Raw genomic sequence first — 15,872 nt, 5'->3', positions numbered from 1 at the left:
GCCTCATCGGCACCGGTTCAGCCCCGGGCCAGCACGGCAATGCTGCCGTCGCCGAGGTCGCCGTATCCGGTCACCAGCCCCACTTCGGCGTCGCGCACTTGGGCGTCGCCGGCCTCGCGGCGCAGCTGTCGGGCCGCTTCGACGACGTGGTTGAGGCCCCATGCGTGACCTTGGGACAGCAAGCCGCCATGGGTGTTCATCGGGAATCGGCCGCCGAGCGCGATGTTCCCGTCGGCCACGAATTCCTTTGCACCGCCTTTCGGGCACATGCTGATGGCCTCAAGCTCCATCAGCACGACGTAGGTGAAGCAGTCGTAGATCTGCAGGAAGTCCATGTCGGACGGCTGCACGCCCGCCATTGCGAACGCCCGGGGAGCTGCGGAGTCGAGGCCCAAGCGGAGCATGTCGGGCCGGTTGGTGATCTCGTCGGCGGGGTACGGGTGCCCTTCGGCGCCGCCCAGCCACAGCACCGGCGTATGGGGCAGGTCTTTCGCTCGCTCGGGCGAGGTCAGCACCACTGCAGCCGCGCAGTCGGTCTCCAGGCAGCAGTCGAACTTGCGCATCGGCTCGGTGATGAGCGGTGAGGCCAGGTAGTCCTCCATGGTCATCGGCCGCCCGCCCATGAGCGCCTTGTCGTTGAGGTGCGCATGCTCGCGGCAGGTCAACGCAACCTGAGCGGCATCGGTCGGCTCGACGTCGTAGAGGTCCACGTAGCGCTGGATGTACATCGAGTACCACTGCACAGCCGAACGCACGCCGTAGGGCGCATAGAAGTTGCGGCTCACGTCCACGAACGGTCCCGGCTCCAGGCGACGCTTGGTCGGACGTGTCTCGGGCCGGGGCCGCATTGCCGAGTAGCCGTTCCAGCCCACGGTGATCACGACGTTGGTGGCGACGCCCGCGGCGATGGCCATCGTGGCTGACTGCAGCGCTGCTACCGGGCTGGCGCCCCCCATGTGCACCGTGACGGCGTAGCGGATGTCGTCAGCGCCGAGGTTGGCGGCGATCTCCTCGGCCGAGATGAATCCCGGGGGCGGCAGGATGCCGTCGATCTCGCTGGGATCCAGTCCGGCATCGGCGATGGCGGCCATGGTCGCTTCCAGTACCAATTCGGGCACGCTCAGCGAGGTGCCACGCATGTAGTCGGTCTCGGCAACCCCGACAATGGCAGCAGCTCCGGAGATGTCCACGATTCACCTCACCTGCTGGACGTGGTGGGAGATCGAGTCCGTCCAGCGATCCCGTTGAGTGTGGCAGATCTATTGGCAGGAGTTCCTGTGGAGCGGCCTATGAGCTCTCAGTCGTCGTTGATCACATGAGGGCAACGCGGTAGTCAGCGAGAATCTGCTCGAGGTAGAGAGCTCCGACGCCCGTACCGAGATCTCGCTCGCTAGATGTCAGCGGTGAGGCATCTTCGGTCGCTTCGAGACAGTCGTCTGAGACACGGTCACCGAACAGCACCAAGGCGAAGCCTTCAGGTTCCCGTCGGGAGCGCCAAGCGAGGCCACTCGCCCATGGTGCCCATGATCGAATGGCCGCTGCCCAGCGACGTGACATCCCATAGGCCGATGCTGGCCCACCGGTCAACCAGGTGTCTTGTCCGACAGCCGCCAACGAACGGCCGGAGCGCAGGTCGACCAGGTCCAGATCGACGGCCACGTTCATCCAGCCGATTCGCAGGCCTGAGAGCTTGGCGCGCGGCAACAAACGGGCGCCGCGGTCATCGAATGGGAGGTCGCGAAGCAGCGTCTCGGAAACGGCGGTGCGATCGTCCAGCGCGGCGTACAAGAAGGAGTACGGATCGTCAGGCGACGAGTCGAAGCGCCCACCTTGCAAAGGGTTGCGAGCAACGGTCGGATTGAATTCCGTGACGGAGAACTCGGTGCTGTGCAGCCGAGTTAGGCGAGTGCCGCTCAGAAGACGGAATCGGTGCGGCGTGCCGTCGTAGTGGGCCGACGGTGCCTGCTCTGGCGGCAATCCCGCCTACCCGACGGGCTCGGTGACGGCGTTCGCGACGGCAAGCAGATCGTCGTCGCGGTCGGCTGCCACGAGTTCGCAAGGGCGGGCATTGAGGCGGTCATTGACGCTGAACCACCACGATGCGACACCCCACGGGTCGTCAACGGCGCGCAAGTGTTGGTTGACCGCGCCAACCGTGGTGTCAACGCAGCGTCGTTCGGGATCGAACTGGAACGCTGGATATAGGTAGCCCCGTCCGTGACGCAATCCGAGCAACTCCGAACGCAAACGGAGCTGGCGAACTCGCTCCCGGTTCGTCGGTTCTGACCCGAGTGCCGTGGCCGCATCCCGTGCTTGCAGCATTGGCTCGTCCCAGATGGCACGGATTGCCTCGCCCTGAAGCCTCGTGCGGTTCATGAGCGACTGTTCGATGTGGTCGAGAACCCTTCGCGGCTCGCCGCCAAGTTGGTGGGCGATATCGCTTTGGGCCGCGACGAAGAGCAGCAGATTTCGAAGGTACGGCGCGCGATCGACGAATGCTCGGTGACTCGCAGCGACGAGTGCGGCTGCGTCCAAATAGTCCGCATCGGCCGCTGGCCACTCATCTTGGAGCGCGACCAAGATTGCTGCCATGCAGCGCCAGCGGTCTGCGTATCGTTCAGATGCAGCCGACACGACCGCGTCCGCGAATTCCTTGTCGCTGAGTTGGGCGCTCAGTTCCAGGAACTGCTCGTGTGCCTTCAGTTCATTCGTCACAGAACATGTCCTACGCTGACGGATCCACCATCACATTGTATCGTCAGGAACGTCAGACTGTCGCCGGGAATACCGAATCCCACCGGTGCTTGGCTGTCAGGCCGTCGCAAAGGCCACGGATGTCACGACGATGTCGGCAATTGTCGAAACATGAGTCGTGTGACGCATAGGTCCTGCGTCAGCCGACGGCGACCGGCGAACGTTCAGTGCTGAAGGTCACGCCCTCGTAGTCGTGGTCGGCGATCTCGTCGATGCGGCGCTTGTACTTCGGCGCGCCGCCGTTGTACACGAGGTGGCGGATGGTGCCCTTCTCGTGTCCGTCGACATTCGAGTTGTAGCCCGTGAACCAGCCTTGGGCCTTGCGCATCAGCATCATGGAGTACATCTCGACGACGTGGTTGGTCCAATCCCGCTCGGCGTCTTCGTTGGCCTCGAAGCGGGTGTAGCCGTTCTCCCAGATGTAGTCGAGAATGCCGGTCACCCAGTCGACGCCGATCTCGATGCCCCGCGGGTAGTTGGTGGACGCTGAGCCGCTCTGCGGACCGGCGATGGTCAGCAGGTTGGGGAATCCGTTGACCATCAAACCGATGTAGGTGACGGGCCCGTCTCCCCACTTGTCGCTCAGTTTCAGGCCGCCGCTGCCCTGGAAGTCGATCCGGTCGAAGGCGCCTGTGATGGCGTCGAATCCTGTGGCGTAGACGATCAGGTCGAACTCGTAGTGCTGGTCGGTGGTCTGGATGCCGGTCGGCGTGATCTTGGTGATCGGCGTTTCCTGCAAGTCCACCATGTTCACGTTCGGCCGGTTGTACGTCTCGTAGTAGTGCGTCTCGAGCGGGACCCGCTGCACGCCGAAGCCGTGGTCTTTGGGGACGAGCTTCTCGGCGATGACCGGATCGTCGACCCGCTCGCGGATCTTGTCGCCAATGAACGCCGACAGCTCGGCGTTGGCCTCCTCGTCGAAGAAGATCTCGCGGAAGTTGGCCATCCAGATGCCGAATCCCGGCTCGCCGTACAGCTTCTCCCACATCGCTCGGCGCTCTTCGGGCGGCACGTTCCAGAAGCCGCGACGGTCTGGCTCATGCTCGAAACCCCCGGGGGTGCGGGCGCACTTGTCGAAGATCTCGTCGTAACGGGCCCTGATGCCTGCCATCTCGGAATCGGAGATCTCGCTGTTGTGCAGCGGTGCACACCAGTTCGGGCGCCTCTGGAAGACCGTCAGGTGCTCGGCCTGCTCGCCGATGGCGGCGATCGCCTGCACGCCCGTGGCGCCGGTGCCGATGACGGCGACCCGCTTGCCCTTGATCTCAACCGGTTCGGCCGGCCAGTGGTAGGTGTGGAACGACGGGCCACGGAACACATCGGTGCCGTCGGCGTCGACGCCTTCGATGCGTGGATAGGTGGGCGCCGACAGCAGGCCCAGTGCGGTGAGCAGGAAGCGGGAGGACAGGTCGCGACCGTCGGCAAGGTGCAGCCGCCACATGTTGTGGGTGTCGTCGAAGTGCGCCGATTCCAACGTGCAATCGAACTGCATGTACTTGCGCAGGTCGAACTTGTCGGCGACGTAGTTGAGGTAGCGCAGGTTCTCGGGCTGGCCCGAGAAGCGCTCTTGCCAGTGCCACTCGTCGAGCAGTTCGTCGGAGAACGAGTAGCCGTAGGTGTAGCTCTCGGAGTCGAAGCGGCAGCCGGGGTAGCGGTTCCAGAACCACGTGCCGCCCAGGTCGCTGCCCATCTCGAGCACGGTCGCGTGGACGCCGCGCTCAGCGAGTCGGTACATCTGGTAGATGCCGGCGACGCCAGCCCCGATGATGATGACCTCGTAGTCCCCCATGCCGGTCCCCGACGCTGAGGCGACCTGCGAACCGTTGGTCGTGCCGTTCGTCGTTCCCTGCGCCATGAGCTGTTCCCCTTCGCGATCTTGATCGGGTCGTCGCGCCCGGCTGTGCCTCGCCGAGCGAGCAGCCAAGCGTTAGGCATTGCCCGTGACCCGCCTGTCCACGGTAGTCGAATCGCCTCCGAACGACCCTGGGACGGCGAGGCGCGTCACCTCTGGCTGGTCGACCGGCTCGGTCGTAGTCTCCGGGGATGCCTCAACCCCTGCGATTCGGTGTCGTCCACGATTTGCGCAGCCCGCCGGGCAGCGAGGTGTCGCTGCGGGAGATGTACGCACAGGCACTTGACCAGCTCGAGATGGCCGACGAGCTCGGCTTCGATCTGGCGTGGTTCACCGAGCATCATTTCCTCGATGACGGCCACCTCCCGAACTTCGTGCCGGTAGCGGGGGCTGTTGCCGCTCGCACGTCGAACATCCGCATATCGACTGACATCCTGCTGGCGCCGTTCGCCCATCCGATCCGGCTGGCCGAAGACCTGGCGATTCTCGACAACATCTCGAACGGGCGCATCGAGCTGGGCATCGGGATGGGCTATGCGGCCCACGAGTTCCGAGGCTTCGGGATCCCGCAGTCCCGCCGGGTGTCGCTGACTGAGGAGCTGGTGCAGATCCTGCGTTTGGCGTGGAAGGGCGAGCCGTTCAGTTTCCACGGCAAGCGCTACCAGTTCGACGACCTGCTGGTGACGCCGGTGCCGGTGCAGCCCGGCGGACCGCCGCTGTGGATTGCGGGCATGAGCTCCAACGCGGCTGTGCGGGCCGCCCGGTTCGACACGCACCTGTTGCCCCAGGGCGCCCCTGATGTGGTGGTGGAGCCATGGAAAGCGGAGCTGCGGTCGACCGGACGTGACCCTGACGACTATCGCGTGGGCATCATCCGCTCGGTCTTCGTGACCGACGACGTCGAGCGTGAGTGGAACCCGATCAAGCCAGCGGAGCGTTACCGGCTCGGGGTGTACGCCAAGTTCTTTGCCGAAACGCCCGACACGTTCACCGCCTTCGACCTGTCAAAGGGCGCGATTCCCCAGACGTGGATTGTCGGTGATGAGGACCATTGCGTCGCCGAGCTGGTCGACTTCATCACGCGCTTCGGCTTCACCGACGTGTGCACTTGGGGTGCCTCGCCCGGCATGGCCCCGTCGCTGTTCAACGCCTCGCTCGAACGGCTCGCTCGCAATGTCATCCCGCGGGTGCGCGCCGCCGTAGAGGGCGGCGGCCGTTGAGCAGCCAGCCGATGGGTGTGTGGCGAACGGCAATGGCGTAGCTCGCCAGCAGGACAACCGTTGCGCCCGCGACGATGGCGGTGAATTCGATGCCACGTGGCAGATCGGTGCTGCGTGCCCAGGCCTGCAGCACGATGATCAGCGGCAGGTGCGCGACGTAGAGCCAGTACGACGAGTCGGACAGGTAGCGCACCCAACGGCGCTCCCGACCGAGCATCACGCTGAACAACCCGATCAGGCCCAGCGACATGCCCCAGGCGTAGGCGGCCTGGAAAGCAGCGGCGACCGGCCATGGGCCGTCTTCGAACGTGAGTCCGAGCCCGATGGGCAGCACCACCACGAACGTGACGGGCAGCGCCCAGCGCCAGTGGCGTCCCAGCCGGTCTGACATCAGCTCGCCGGCGGGTGTGCGGCGGCCGTAGATCAGGGCCCCGAAAGCGAAGAACAGCGCGTAGTAGGCCAGGACATGCGGGACAGGAACGAGGCCCGCCGACGTGTCAGGACCGAACACCGGCAATTGGCCGCCATCGCCCATTGCCAATTGCGGCAGCAACGTCAGCGGGACCGCCAGCCAGATCAGTGCGGAGCCCAGCTTGCTGTGCGGGCGGTCCGATTGCTTCCGGCGCCGCGTGACGATGTCGAAGAACGGGGCCACGACCGCGAATGCCGCCATGTACCAGCACAGGAACCACAGGAACCACAGGTGATGGAAGCTGGTCACCCAGCTGGAGAGGCCGATGTCGTCCTCGCCGGACTCTCCGTTGCCGACACGCTGGTGAAAGGGCGAGTCGGCGGCACCGTCGCCCCAAAAGGAGATCTCGTCCCAGTCGCCCCCGGGCGGGCGGTAGTCGATGTGGCCGCCGGCGACGATTGCCTCGGCCGCTTCGGGATGCCCGAAGTAGACGGCTACATCGAGCGGCGTCGCAAAGTCGGCGTTGCGGGCGTTGAAGTTCGCGCCGCGTTCCAGCAGCAGTTCAGCCACCTCGGCCTCGTTGGTGACCGCTGCCAGGTGCAGTGCCGTGTTCTCGTTTGGATCTGCGGGGTTGACGGCGTTGACGTCGAAGCCGCCGTCGAGAATCAACTCGGCTGCGAGCACATCGCCGAAGTAAGCAGCGGCAAAGAGATCACTGTCGTCGTCGATGCCGGAGGTGTAGGCCCACTCCGTGGTGGCGTCCATCAGGGGGACGATCGTGAACACGCCAATCAGCAGCGGCAGGCCGATGCGGCGGGCCCGGTGGGAGATCAGCCTCGCCACGCCCCGCCGGCGCCACAGCATCGCGGTGAAGTAGCCGCTGAGCAGGAAGAAGACCGGCATCCGGAAGCCGTGGATGATCCAGAGGATCTCGTCGAACGGCCCGGCGAGGCTGGCGCGGCCGTCAGTCACCGGCCAGAACGAGGGAAAGAACGCCAGGGTGGCGTGCAGGATGATGCCCAGCAGCATGGCGAAGCCCCGCAGGGCGTCAAGGTCGTGGCGGCGGGGGTCGGGTGTGGGCGCGCTGGGTGCTCCGAGCGGCGGAGCTGTGCCGGCGTCGATTTGGGTCACAGGCTCGACCCTGCGCTCAACGGCTGGCGTGATCGACCAGCCAGCGGAATGACGGGTCGGCCAGCGCACCGGTCATCAGTTCGGGGTGCCATTGCACGGCAATGATCGGCAGCTCGGCGTGCTCCATGCCTTCGATGATCCCGTCGGGGGAGTGGGCGGTGGCGATGTAGCCGTCGCCAAGCTGGTCGGCAGCCTGGTGATGCAAGGAGTTGACGGCGACCTCGGGTCCGTACAGGCGTCGTAGTTCGCTGCCCTCGGTGGTGGTCACGACGTGCGGTGTTGCGTCGGGCGGCCCGTCCACAAATGCGTGGGTGGGCAGGTGGGGGTGCAGCGTGCCGCCGGCCGCGACCGTCATCAACTGGATGCCGCGGCAGATGCCCAGCACCGGCACGTCGGCGGTCACGGCGGCGTCGAGCAACTCGAGCTCGAAGGCGTCGCGCAGCGGTATCTGGCCGTCTGGCACGACAGCGTCGTCGGGTGTGTCGAAGGCGTTCGGGGCGCTGGCACCGGACCCGTCCCCAGCTTCGGTGACCAGCCGGTCGGCGTACAGGCTCGCAGCCACGTCCTCGCCGCCGGTGAGCAGCACTCCGTCGAGTCGGGGCGCAATGTCTGTGGGGTCAGCGTCGAGCGGCAGGTAAACCGCAATGCCGCCCGCCGCGTTCACGGCCTGGGCGTAGTGGGCGATGTACAGGTCCACTTCGACATCGGTGAACACCGGGGGGAAGCCACCGATTCGCGATCCCTTGCGTCGGCGTCCGACAAGCCCGATCAGCGGTTTCGGCACCCGTCCACCCTAGATGAGCCGTTTTGAACCCCCTCTGACGGTTCGCTCACCGGTGTGCGCCAGTACGGTCGGGCCCATGGTGGTGCTGTGCCCGAACCGCCGCGGTGGGCGGGATCGGGAGAGACGACAGGAGGCATCCAGAAGTGCCTGCTGAGCCCAAGGACCCGGTGGTGCTGGTACCGCTGGAGCCGACCGATGGCGGGTCGTCGACGGTCGAGATCCGGCAGGGCACTGATGGGCCTCGCAAGCACTGGTGGCTGGTCGCGACCGTTGCCGGCGTCCTGCTCATTGCCGCTGTTGCCGTCAATTCGCAGCTTGGTCCGGACCGTCTTAGCGACGATGCCGAGCCGGCAGAAGATGCAGACGTCGAGAGCGCGGACGGATCCTCTCCCGATGATCCAGCGGCGCCGGAGGCGACGACAGCCGAATCGGACACACCGGCGCCGCCGGAGCCGGACATCTCAGGCGACGAGCGAGCAGGTGCCGGCGACGAAACCGGTGCAGAGCCGTCGAGGGCTTTCGGTGAACCAGAGCACCCGGTCTCGGGTGTCGAGCCGCACATCCCCAGCCGAGTCCGGTCCGATGAGCCTGGTCCGCCCGCGCAATTCTGTGACGGCAGCTTCTCGGCGACCCGATTCCAGCTTCCACTGCGGTTTGCCAGCACGAAACCGGAGGGCGTTGACTACCTGTCGTGGGCGACGGACTGCCGGAGAATGGTGTTCCGGGTTGGGAGCACGCTGTGGGTGGCGGATGCCGATGGCACGAGCGATCTGCCGTTTCTCACCGCTCAGCATGGTCTGAGTGCGCCGGCGTGGTCACCCGATGGCCAATGGATCGCTTTCTCGCAGGGCGCGATTGTCGACGGGGATCGAGCGAGCCACATCTACATCGTCCAGCCCGATGCCCTCGGTCTCGCACAAGTCACGGACGGTGAGGTCTTGGACCAAGATCCAGCCTGGTCACCCGACGGGACGCGGATCGCCTTCTCACGCCGAGCACGGGCCAGCGAGGAGTCTGCCACGGGCCAATTCGACCAGTACATCGCGGTGGTGGATGTCAACACCGGGAGCGAGCAAGTGCTGACTGCCGGCAGTGAGCACGAGTCCGCGCCGTCTTGGTCCCCTGACGGCGAATCGGTCAGCTATCGCTCGGGCGGCTCGCTGATGCAGTTGGGACTGAATGACGCCGTTGAGTTCGAGCGGCTCGCAGGCGTAGTTGGGCGCGGTGCATCGTGGTCCCCAAATGGTTCGCGAGTCGCAGTATTCCGGGACTGGTTCGACGGCAGAACGAAGATCGTGGTCAGTGACCTGCCGGGGCTGTATCCCGGGGATCAGCATGTGATTGCGGTGGAGAGTCTCGAGCAGGCTTCGCCCAGCGTGGTGCCGACGCTGCAGTGGAACGCTGACGGCCAGCGCCTCTTATTCCACGGCTCCGATACACCTGCCAGCCACTGGGCGTACTCGATCGTGGTTCCCGCACCGACGCGTTCGCCGGAATACTGGGCGATGCTGGATGTTGTCGAGGCGGTCCTGCGGGAGGCCCGGTACGACGTGGTCGCCGTCCAGCATTCGGTTGAGGTCGAAGCTGAGTTCTCGGTCCGGGGCCGGGCCGGTGGAACGACGATCGAGGCCTGGATCGCACTCGAGCGCAGCGAGCCGCGTCGTTTCTTCGACGCCGTCGAGAACCCGCATTCGGAATTGCCGGGAATCCGCCGCAGTCCCGAACGGATCGGCGTGTGGTTCGAGTGCGAGGGGTTGTACGGCGAGGTGCTCGCTGCTTCGCAGGTCGTCGCCAATGCTGTCGCTACAAGCGTGATGTCAGCCATCTGCGAGGACAACTGACCCACCGCACACCTTGGCGCACCCACGCAAGCTCACTGGGCTGAGGCAGACGGCGTCTCGAAGAACGTGAGCTGTTCGCTCTCGTCCGCTTCATTGTGGCCGCCTTCGGCCTCGGCGACGAGGCGTCCGTCCCCTCGGATGTGAATGACCGTCGGTGGGGCACCCCGCTCGAGCAGTGCTTGGGTGATGAGCAGCCGACGGTGGCAGCGCGTCGGGTCTTCTTCACTGCACATCATGGCCACACGCTGCTTCACTGCACCGTCGAGCAGACGTTGCAAGCCATCGGCGAAGCGCTCTGTCTGAGCGAGTTGGTCGTAGAGCACATTGCCGGCGTCGTCGTACAGATCTGGCTCCGGAGGACGCCCGCCCAGCTCGCGGCCCAAGAACACATAGCCGAGACCGGCCTCGGCCAGCAGTTGCCGCAGTGCCGTCTGCCTGAAGTGAGGCGAAAAGCGACTGTACGGCTGCGAACGGACGTCGGCGACTGCCTCGATGCCGTGCTGTTGCAGCAGTTCAACGAAGCGCTCCGGCCCGTGATTGGAATGGCCGATCGACCACAATTCGACAGGATTGCTCACTTCGGCCACCCTCTCTGGTCGCTGCGTTAGCGTGGCACGCCGTTCGACTTGCGTTGTTGTCGGCGCTGAGGTTGCGCTGTGACTGCCGCATGCGACAATGAGCACGTGGGAACCCGATTGGTCCTTCGTCTCGCGGGGGAGCAAGCAAGCCTCGGTCAGGCGGACGCGGTCGACCTCATCGCGATCTTGCGAGCGGATCAGCTTGAGCTCAGTTTGTCCGTCGGCGACTTCTGGGACACGAAGTCGGTCGCTGAGCTAGCTGAGGCACAGGGCGTAGACCCGATCTACAGCGTCGAGGTATTGCGGGACGACGACATTACCGCAGCAGAGGCCGAGGTCTTCATGGCTGCACTTGGTTTGTGACGAGTGACATCAGAGGCGTTGCTCGACGACACATGGGAAGAGGACCGCATGGGCACAAGAGCCGATACGCACTACGCCTACGAACCCGATGTCGTCTACTCGCCTGGCGAGACCTTGAGAGAGTGGCTTGACGAACACGACATGACCCAAGCCGAGCTTGCGGCTCGCACTGAGTTGTCGACCAAGCACATCGACGAGCTCGCTGCGGGTATTGAGCCGATCACCGACGAGACGGCGCTCAGCCTTGAACGGGTGACTGGCGTGCCTGCCAGCCTCTGGAGCCGGCTTGAGGCTTCGTACCGCAGGTAGCGGCGTCGCGGGCACGCAATCAACTCGAACGAGCGAGATGTTCGCCACAGATGAAGCACGCGCCGAGGGGGCCCGAATCCGATGGCCGCCGAAATGAGCACATTGGCGTCCAGCACCGCTCGCATTGTCCGGCGATCGACTTAGCGATTGGCACGCTGGCGTCGGACCGCCTTCGACTCGGACACCGCGAGTGCCATCACCTCTTCGTCGCCGAGACTGCCTGCCGCACTTGCAGGCGAGACGGATGCAGCGGGAGATGACCGGACGAAACGATTGCGAGCTTGCGCTCCCGTCAGGCCGACGGCGTCGCCGATCAGGTTCCAGGACGCGCCGGACAATCGGGCAGCGCGCATCAGTTCCCGGCATGACTCCGGCAACGGAGCGTCACATCGATCCGCCTTGCGGAGCGCATCAAGCACGGCTGCCGGGTGCCCGAATTCGACGCCCGCGTCCATGTCGGCCAGCGTAAGCGCCACTTGGGTCGCGAGCCAACGGTTTTGTGTCGGGCCTTGGCACAGGGCAGCGTCGTTTCGACAGACGATGTCGTTCAGCATCGGTTCCGCGAAGCCTCAGCCGCAGGACTCCGAGTTCCGACCACTTCGCCCTGTGAGGTCCGCTGGCCGATGCAGCGGTACGCGGCCTCGCAGCTGGCCGTCGAACGTTCGGAACCACTGTTGGGAAGTTGTCACAGCCCGCCAGTACGGTCGCCGAGCATGGTGACAAGGGTTGTGAATTGGAACATTGCGAAGCGGCACGCTCCGTGGCGCGAGCTGGTCGACATGGGTGCGGATGTCGCGTTGCTCCAAGAAGCGGGTGATGTGCCCGAGAACGTCGCTGACAGAGACGACGTCGGTCCTGGTCGCAAGATCGACGCCGGGCCCGATGAGCATTGGGACGCGCACATCTGGAATTCGCGCTGGCACGATCGCCGGACGCAGCAGCGCTTCGACAACTTGTATGACCGATGGTCGAAGGTGATCAAGCTGTCCAACCGTGTTGACATCGACTGGTTCCGGCAGGTCAGCCCTATCGGCTGGGTACTCGACGACGAGATCGCTGTCAGCGGTATCGGCACCGTCGCAGCAGCTCGAGTGAGGCCGCGCAGTGGGCTGCCGTTCGTGGTGATCTCCATGTATGCCCGCTGGATTTCGCCTCACCCATCAACGCATAGCAAGTGGGGTGTGGGCTACTCAGACGGCTCTGCGCATCGGATCATCTCCGACCTGTCGGCATTCATCGGCAGTACCAATCCCTCGACGCACCGCATACTCGCGGCGGGCGACCTCAACACGTTCCTTGGTGCCACAGATGACAACCGACTGGTACTGCCCGCCCGTGATCGGACCGTGTTCGCGCGCATGGACGCGCTGGGTTTGGAATTCCTGGGTCCGCGTGCTCCTGATGGCGGTCTTCAGGCCGACCCGACACCACCGGGTCTTCCGTCTGACACACGCAATGTTCCGACGTTTCGTTCCAATTCGAAGAAGCCGGAGACGGCCCTGAACCAGCTCGATTACGTCTTCGCTTCGCGGGGTTTTCACGAGCAGATCACGGTCCGCGCCCTGAACTCGCCTGACGAGTGGGGACCCAGCGACCACTGCCGCATCCTCATCGAGATCGAAGACAGCTAGCGCCCCTCTGACTCCGAGTCTGATTGGGCCGCCCAGCCAGTGAGGCCGCAGCTTGGGCGGAAGAGAACTAGACTAAGGTGACTGAACTAAGTTTGAACACGGAGTTGGACGTGCGAGTTGTCAACATGCATGAGGCCAAGACGCATCTCTCGCGACTGGTTCAGGCAGCGAGTGAGGGCGAGCCGTTCGTGATCGCTCGCGCAGGCAAGCCGCTCGTCAAGGTGATGTCGGTCACTGCACCCGACCCGGCTGCCGCGCGCCGCACCGGCTTCCTATCGGGCATCGCCGTCCCAGAGGACTTCGACCGCATGGGCGATCAAGACATCTCCGACTTGTTCGAAGGTCCCGAGTGAGCCTTCTCTTGGACACCCACGTGCTGCTCTGGGCGGCCGGGGAACCCGAACGCCTCGCGCGGAGCACGCAGGAGATGCTTGAAGATCCCGCTGTCGCTGTGACGTTCAGCGCCGCGTCGATCTGGGAAATCGCAATCAAGAACGGTCTCGGCCGTGCAGATTTCAGCGTCGATCCCCGTGTACTTCGGCGAGGCTTGCTTGAGCACGGTTACGTCGAGCTCCCGGTGACCGGGGCGCACGCCGCCGCGGTCGACGTGTTGCCTGACATTCACCGCGACCCGTTCGATCGACTCCTGATCGCACAGGCCCACGCCGAAGGGCTGACACTGCTCTCTGCCGACAGCGTCATCGGTCGCTATCCGGGGCCAATCCAGGTCATCTGATCGTTTGCCTCAAGACCGGTCGCATGGTTCGACACGCAGCGTGACGCCTTCGGCGTCGGCGACTTGGTGCCAGGAGCGGCCGACGTTGGCCTCGGCGATATGAACGGACCCAACATCACCGCCAACCCATCGACAACGTCCCCGGTTGTCACGACTAGCGAGGGGCGCGTAAGCGTTTGCGCTGTCGTCGGTGAGCCGGGTGCTGGCGGTTCGCAGTCCTTACCAGTCCATGCAGGCTGCATCGGTTGGGAGCGAGGGTACGTGCGTGCGCACAGCACGATTGCCGGCGCGGCACGACCTGCTCGTGCGGTTTCGGCCATTGGGCGGGGGCACGCGGCCATGACGAGTGAGGTGTGTGCGGTGTGTGGTGTGTGAGGTGTGTCGGGGTCTTGCCGGCGTCGGCTTGGGTGCGGTGATGCAGTTGCAGAGAGGTTCGAGGGCTTTCGTGTTACACCCCCCATTTACAGTCATTGTCATGAAGCGCTCAGACGTTCGCAGTGTCTCGGCGGCGGCTATGCCGACTGGCTCGATGCCGGCGAGCGACGCGGCCGTGACCGCTCCGCCCGTGCTGTCGTCGCCGGTCGAGCCCGTATCGCTTCGAGCCGAGCCCGCTGAGCCGGTGTCGCCGGTCGAGCCCGCATCGCTTCGAGCCGAGTCCGCTGAGCCGGTGTTGCCGGTTGAGGGTGTGTTGTCGGTGTTGTGCGGGGCGCGTGACGTTGTCGCGCGGGCGTCGCGGGTGCCGTTGGACGATGCGGGCTGCGACTTGCTTGGCGATGTCGTCGACGTTGCGTCTCGGCTGCGTTCAGCCGCGGACGCGGTGGTGCTCTCAGCGACTGCTGCGCTCGAAGCCGCCCGTGTGGGGTCGGGCCGCAGCGCGCTGGTGGGCCGAGCGCGGCTGAGCAAGCGCAACGCCAAGCGCACCGTCGAGTCCAGCGAGCAGGTCGCGCAGATGCCGAACGTGGCTCGCGGCCTCGCGGCGGGCGAGCTGAACGCCGAGCACGCTGCGGTGCTCGCCGACGCTGCGCGGCGCACCAACCCCGACGCGGTCGACACCGCTGCAGAGCTGCTCGAAGCCGCGGCGGTCGTGTCGCCTGAGAAGCTGCGCGAACAGGCCAAAGCGTTTGTGGCCCGTCACGATCCCGAGGCTGCTGAGTGTGAGCTGGGCCGTCAGCGCCGTGAGCGTTGCGCGTCGTTGTTCGTCGATGAGTCGACTGGGATGGGTGTGCTGCACGCCGAGTTCGACCCGGTCAGCTTCGCACTGATGCGCCAGGCGCTCGAGAACTACAACGACGCCCTGTGGCGTCTCGACGGCGGACGCGACGGCACCCCGGGCCAGATCCGCGACAACCGCCAACGCCTCGCCGACAGCCTGTTCGAGATGGTCACCGACCGCAACGCCCTGGCCACCATCGACCACCCCGCCGCACACACCCCCAACACCGCCCGCCGCCCACAAACCAACGGCGAACACCCCAGACCCAGCGACACCGACCGGGGCCACCGCAGCGACACCGGCCGGGGCCACCGCAGCGACACCGGCCGGGGCCACCGCAACGATGCCGACCACGACGGACGCAGAGACACCGACCGGGGCCACGGCAACGACGCCGGCGGCGATGGCGTCTTCGACAGCCCGGCGGGCCGCTCGATCGATCGGTGGCGGCCCGCGCAAGCACCCAACCAGCTCATCGTCATCGCCGAGATCGGCGTCATCGACGGCACCAACCCCGACGGAACGTGCGAACTCCTCGGCGCCGGACCCGTCCCGCCCGCGATCCTGGACAACCTCTCACCCGACACCCGCATCCACGGCGCACTGTTCGACGCCAACGGAGAAGTCCTGTGGCTCGGACGCAGCCGTCGACACGCCAGCATCGCCCAACATCTCGCGGTCGCGATACGCGACCGCGGCTGCGTGCTGTGCCGCGCCCCCATGCACCGCTGCGACGACCACCACATCAACGAATGGAAAGCCGACAACGGCACCACCGACATCCCGAATCTCGCAGCCCTCTGCAACGACTGCCACAACAAGCTCCACAACAACAACCAACGCCTCGAGCGCCGACTCGCCCCCCGTCGCTGGACCACAACACCCCGCACGAACACCACCGGCCAGACCAACAACACAACACCCACAGCACCACCGTGACCCCACTCCTGTGTTGCGGCTGGCGACACACCCACCACGACCCCCACCGACGCCAACCACATCGTCACACCCGGCGGCGCATCTGCCAGCCTCACACCGGGCGGCAGCG

General features: G+C 65.5%; 16 protein-coding genes. 8 read left to right on the top strand and 8 right to left on the bottom strand.

All coding sequences use genetic code 11. The annotated features are described in order from the left end of the window. Nucleotides 1-17 precede the first annotated feature (17 nt). The 4 genes from ACOOHB_RS12215 to ACOOHB_RS12200 all read right to left on the bottom strand — a co-directional run bounded on the left by ACOOHB_RS12215 (nt 18) and on the right by ACOOHB_RS12200 (nt 4,609). Nucleotides 18-1,190: a thiolase C-terminal domain-containing protein gene (locus tag ACOOHB_RS12215; protein ID WP_420445117.1), complete on the bottom strand. Its 1,173-nt coding sequence runs from the start codon at nt 1,188-1,190 to the stop codon at nt 18-20. Between the two features lie 121 nt (nt 1,191-1,311). After that, on the bottom strand, nt 1,312-1,977 hold the full coding sequence (locus ACOOHB_RS12210; protein ID WP_420445116.1) for an RES family NAD+ phosphorylase: 666 nt from the start codon (nt 1,975-1,977) through the stop codon (nt 1,312-1,314). A 6-nt stretch (nt 1,978-1,983) separates the two neighbouring features. Continuing rightward, complete coding sequence (locus ACOOHB_RS12205) at nt 1,984-2,715, bottom strand: hypothetical protein (RefSeq protein WP_420445115.1); 732 nt, start codon at nt 2,713-2,715, stop codon at nt 1,984-1,986. 178 nt (nt 2,716-2,893) lie between these two features. Beyond that, on the bottom strand, nt 2,894-4,609 hold the full coding sequence (locus ACOOHB_RS12200) for a flavin-containing monooxygenase (protein WP_420445114.1): 1,716 nt from the start codon (nt 4,607-4,609) through the stop codon (nt 2,894-2,896). 188 nt (nt 4,610-4,797) lie between these two features. Here ACOOHB_RS12200 and ACOOHB_RS12195 point away from each other — a divergent pair, with 188 nt between their 5' ends. After that, entirely contained in the window at nt 4,798-5,826 is a 1,029-nt protein-coding gene (locus tag ACOOHB_RS12195; protein WP_420445113.1) for an LLM class flavin-dependent oxidoreductase, read from the top strand. Here ACOOHB_RS12195 and ACOOHB_RS12190 read toward each other — a convergent pair. Both ACOOHB_RS12190 and ACOOHB_RS12185 read right to left on the bottom strand, forming a co-directional pair. Next, nucleotides 5,783-7,369: an acyltransferase family protein gene (locus tag ACOOHB_RS12190; RefSeq protein ID WP_420445112.1), complete on the bottom strand. Its 1,587-nt coding sequence runs from the start codon at nt 7,367-7,369 to the stop codon at nt 5,783-5,785. The two genes, ACOOHB_RS12195 and ACOOHB_RS12190, sit on opposite strands and share 44 nt — an antisense overlap. A gap of 16 nt (nt 7,370-7,385) precedes the next feature. Then, nucleotides 7,386-8,153 carry a gamma-glutamyl-gamma-aminobutyrate hydrolase family protein gene (locus ACOOHB_RS12185; protein ID WP_420445111.1) on the bottom strand — a complete coding sequence of 256 codons (768 nt, stop codon included), beginning with the start codon at nt 8,151-8,153 and terminating at the stop codon, nt 7,386-7,388. 143 nt (nt 8,154-8,296) lie between these two features. Here ACOOHB_RS12185 and ACOOHB_RS12180 point away from each other — a divergent pair, with 143 nt between their 5' ends. Next, nucleotides 8,297-9,994, top strand: coding sequence for a hypothetical protein (locus ACOOHB_RS12180; RefSeq protein ID WP_420445110.1), 1,698 nt, complete (start codon nt 8,297-8,299; stop codon nt 9,992-9,994). 32 nt (nt 9,995-10,026) lie between these two features. Here ACOOHB_RS12180 and ACOOHB_RS12175 read toward each other — a convergent pair whose 3' ends face one another. Further along, nucleotides 10,027-10,572, bottom strand: coding sequence for a DUF488 family protein (locus ACOOHB_RS12175; protein WP_420445109.1), 546 nt, complete (start codon nt 10,570-10,572; stop codon nt 10,027-10,029). A gap of 105 nt (nt 10,573-10,677) precedes the next feature. Between ACOOHB_RS12175 and ACOOHB_RS12170 the strand changes: the two genes are divergently transcribed. Both ACOOHB_RS12170 and ACOOHB_RS12165 read left to right on the top strand, forming a co-directional pair. Continuing rightward, nucleotides 10,678-10,935: a hypothetical protein gene (locus ACOOHB_RS12170; RefSeq protein WP_420445108.1), complete on the top strand. Its 258-nt coding sequence runs from the start codon at nt 10,678-10,680 to the stop codon at nt 10,933-10,935. A gap of 3 nt (nt 10,936-10,938) precedes the next feature. After that, entirely contained in the window at nt 10,939-11,244 is a 306-nt protein-coding gene (locus ACOOHB_RS12165; RefSeq protein ID WP_420445107.1) for a helix-turn-helix transcriptional regulator, read from the top strand. A gap of 140 nt (nt 11,245-11,384) precedes the next feature. On the opposite strand, the gene ACOOHB_RS12160 is transcribed toward ACOOHB_RS12165, so the two are convergent. Next, entirely contained in the window at nt 11,385-11,699 is a 315-nt protein-coding gene (locus tag ACOOHB_RS12160) for a hypothetical protein (protein ID WP_420445106.1), read from the bottom strand. A 258-nt stretch (nt 11,700-11,957) separates the two neighbouring features. Between ACOOHB_RS12160 and ACOOHB_RS12155 the strand changes: the two genes are divergently transcribed. The 4 genes from ACOOHB_RS12155 to ACOOHB_RS12140 all read left to right on the top strand — a co-directional run bounded on the left by ACOOHB_RS12155 (nt 11,958) and on the right by ACOOHB_RS12140 (nt 15,763). Further along, nucleotides 11,958-12,875, top strand: coding sequence for a hypothetical protein (locus tag ACOOHB_RS12155; RefSeq protein WP_420445105.1), 918 nt, complete (start codon nt 11,958-11,960; stop codon nt 12,873-12,875). Nucleotides 12,876-12,985: 110 nt separating this feature from the next. Continuing rightward, on the top strand, nt 12,986-13,228 hold the full coding sequence (locus ACOOHB_RS12150) for a type II toxin-antitoxin system Phd/YefM family antitoxin (RefSeq protein WP_420445104.1): 243 nt from the start codon (nt 12,986-12,988) through the stop codon (nt 13,226-13,228). Then, nucleotides 13,225-13,611, top strand: coding sequence for a type II toxin-antitoxin system VapC family toxin (locus tag ACOOHB_RS12145; RefSeq protein ID WP_420445103.1), 387 nt, complete (start codon nt 13,225-13,227; stop codon nt 13,609-13,611). Before ACOOHB_RS12150 ends, ACOOHB_RS12145 begins: the two co-directional genes overlap by 4 nt. Nucleotides 13,612-14,086: 475 nt before the next feature. Then, nucleotides 14,087-15,763: an HNH endonuclease gene (locus ACOOHB_RS12140; RefSeq protein ID WP_420445102.1), complete on the top strand. Its 1,677-nt coding sequence runs from the start codon at nt 14,087-14,089 to the stop codon at nt 15,761-15,763. Nucleotides 15,764-15,872 lie beyond the last annotated feature (109 nt).

Origin of the sequence: Candidatus Poriferisodalis sp. (genome assembly GCF_965215815.1) — a bacterium.
Taxonomy (GTDB): domain Bacteria; phylum Actinomycetota; class Acidimicrobiia; order Acidimicrobiales; family Poriferisodalaceae; genus Poriferisodalis.
This window is presented reverse-complemented; position numbering and strand designations above follow the sequence as displayed.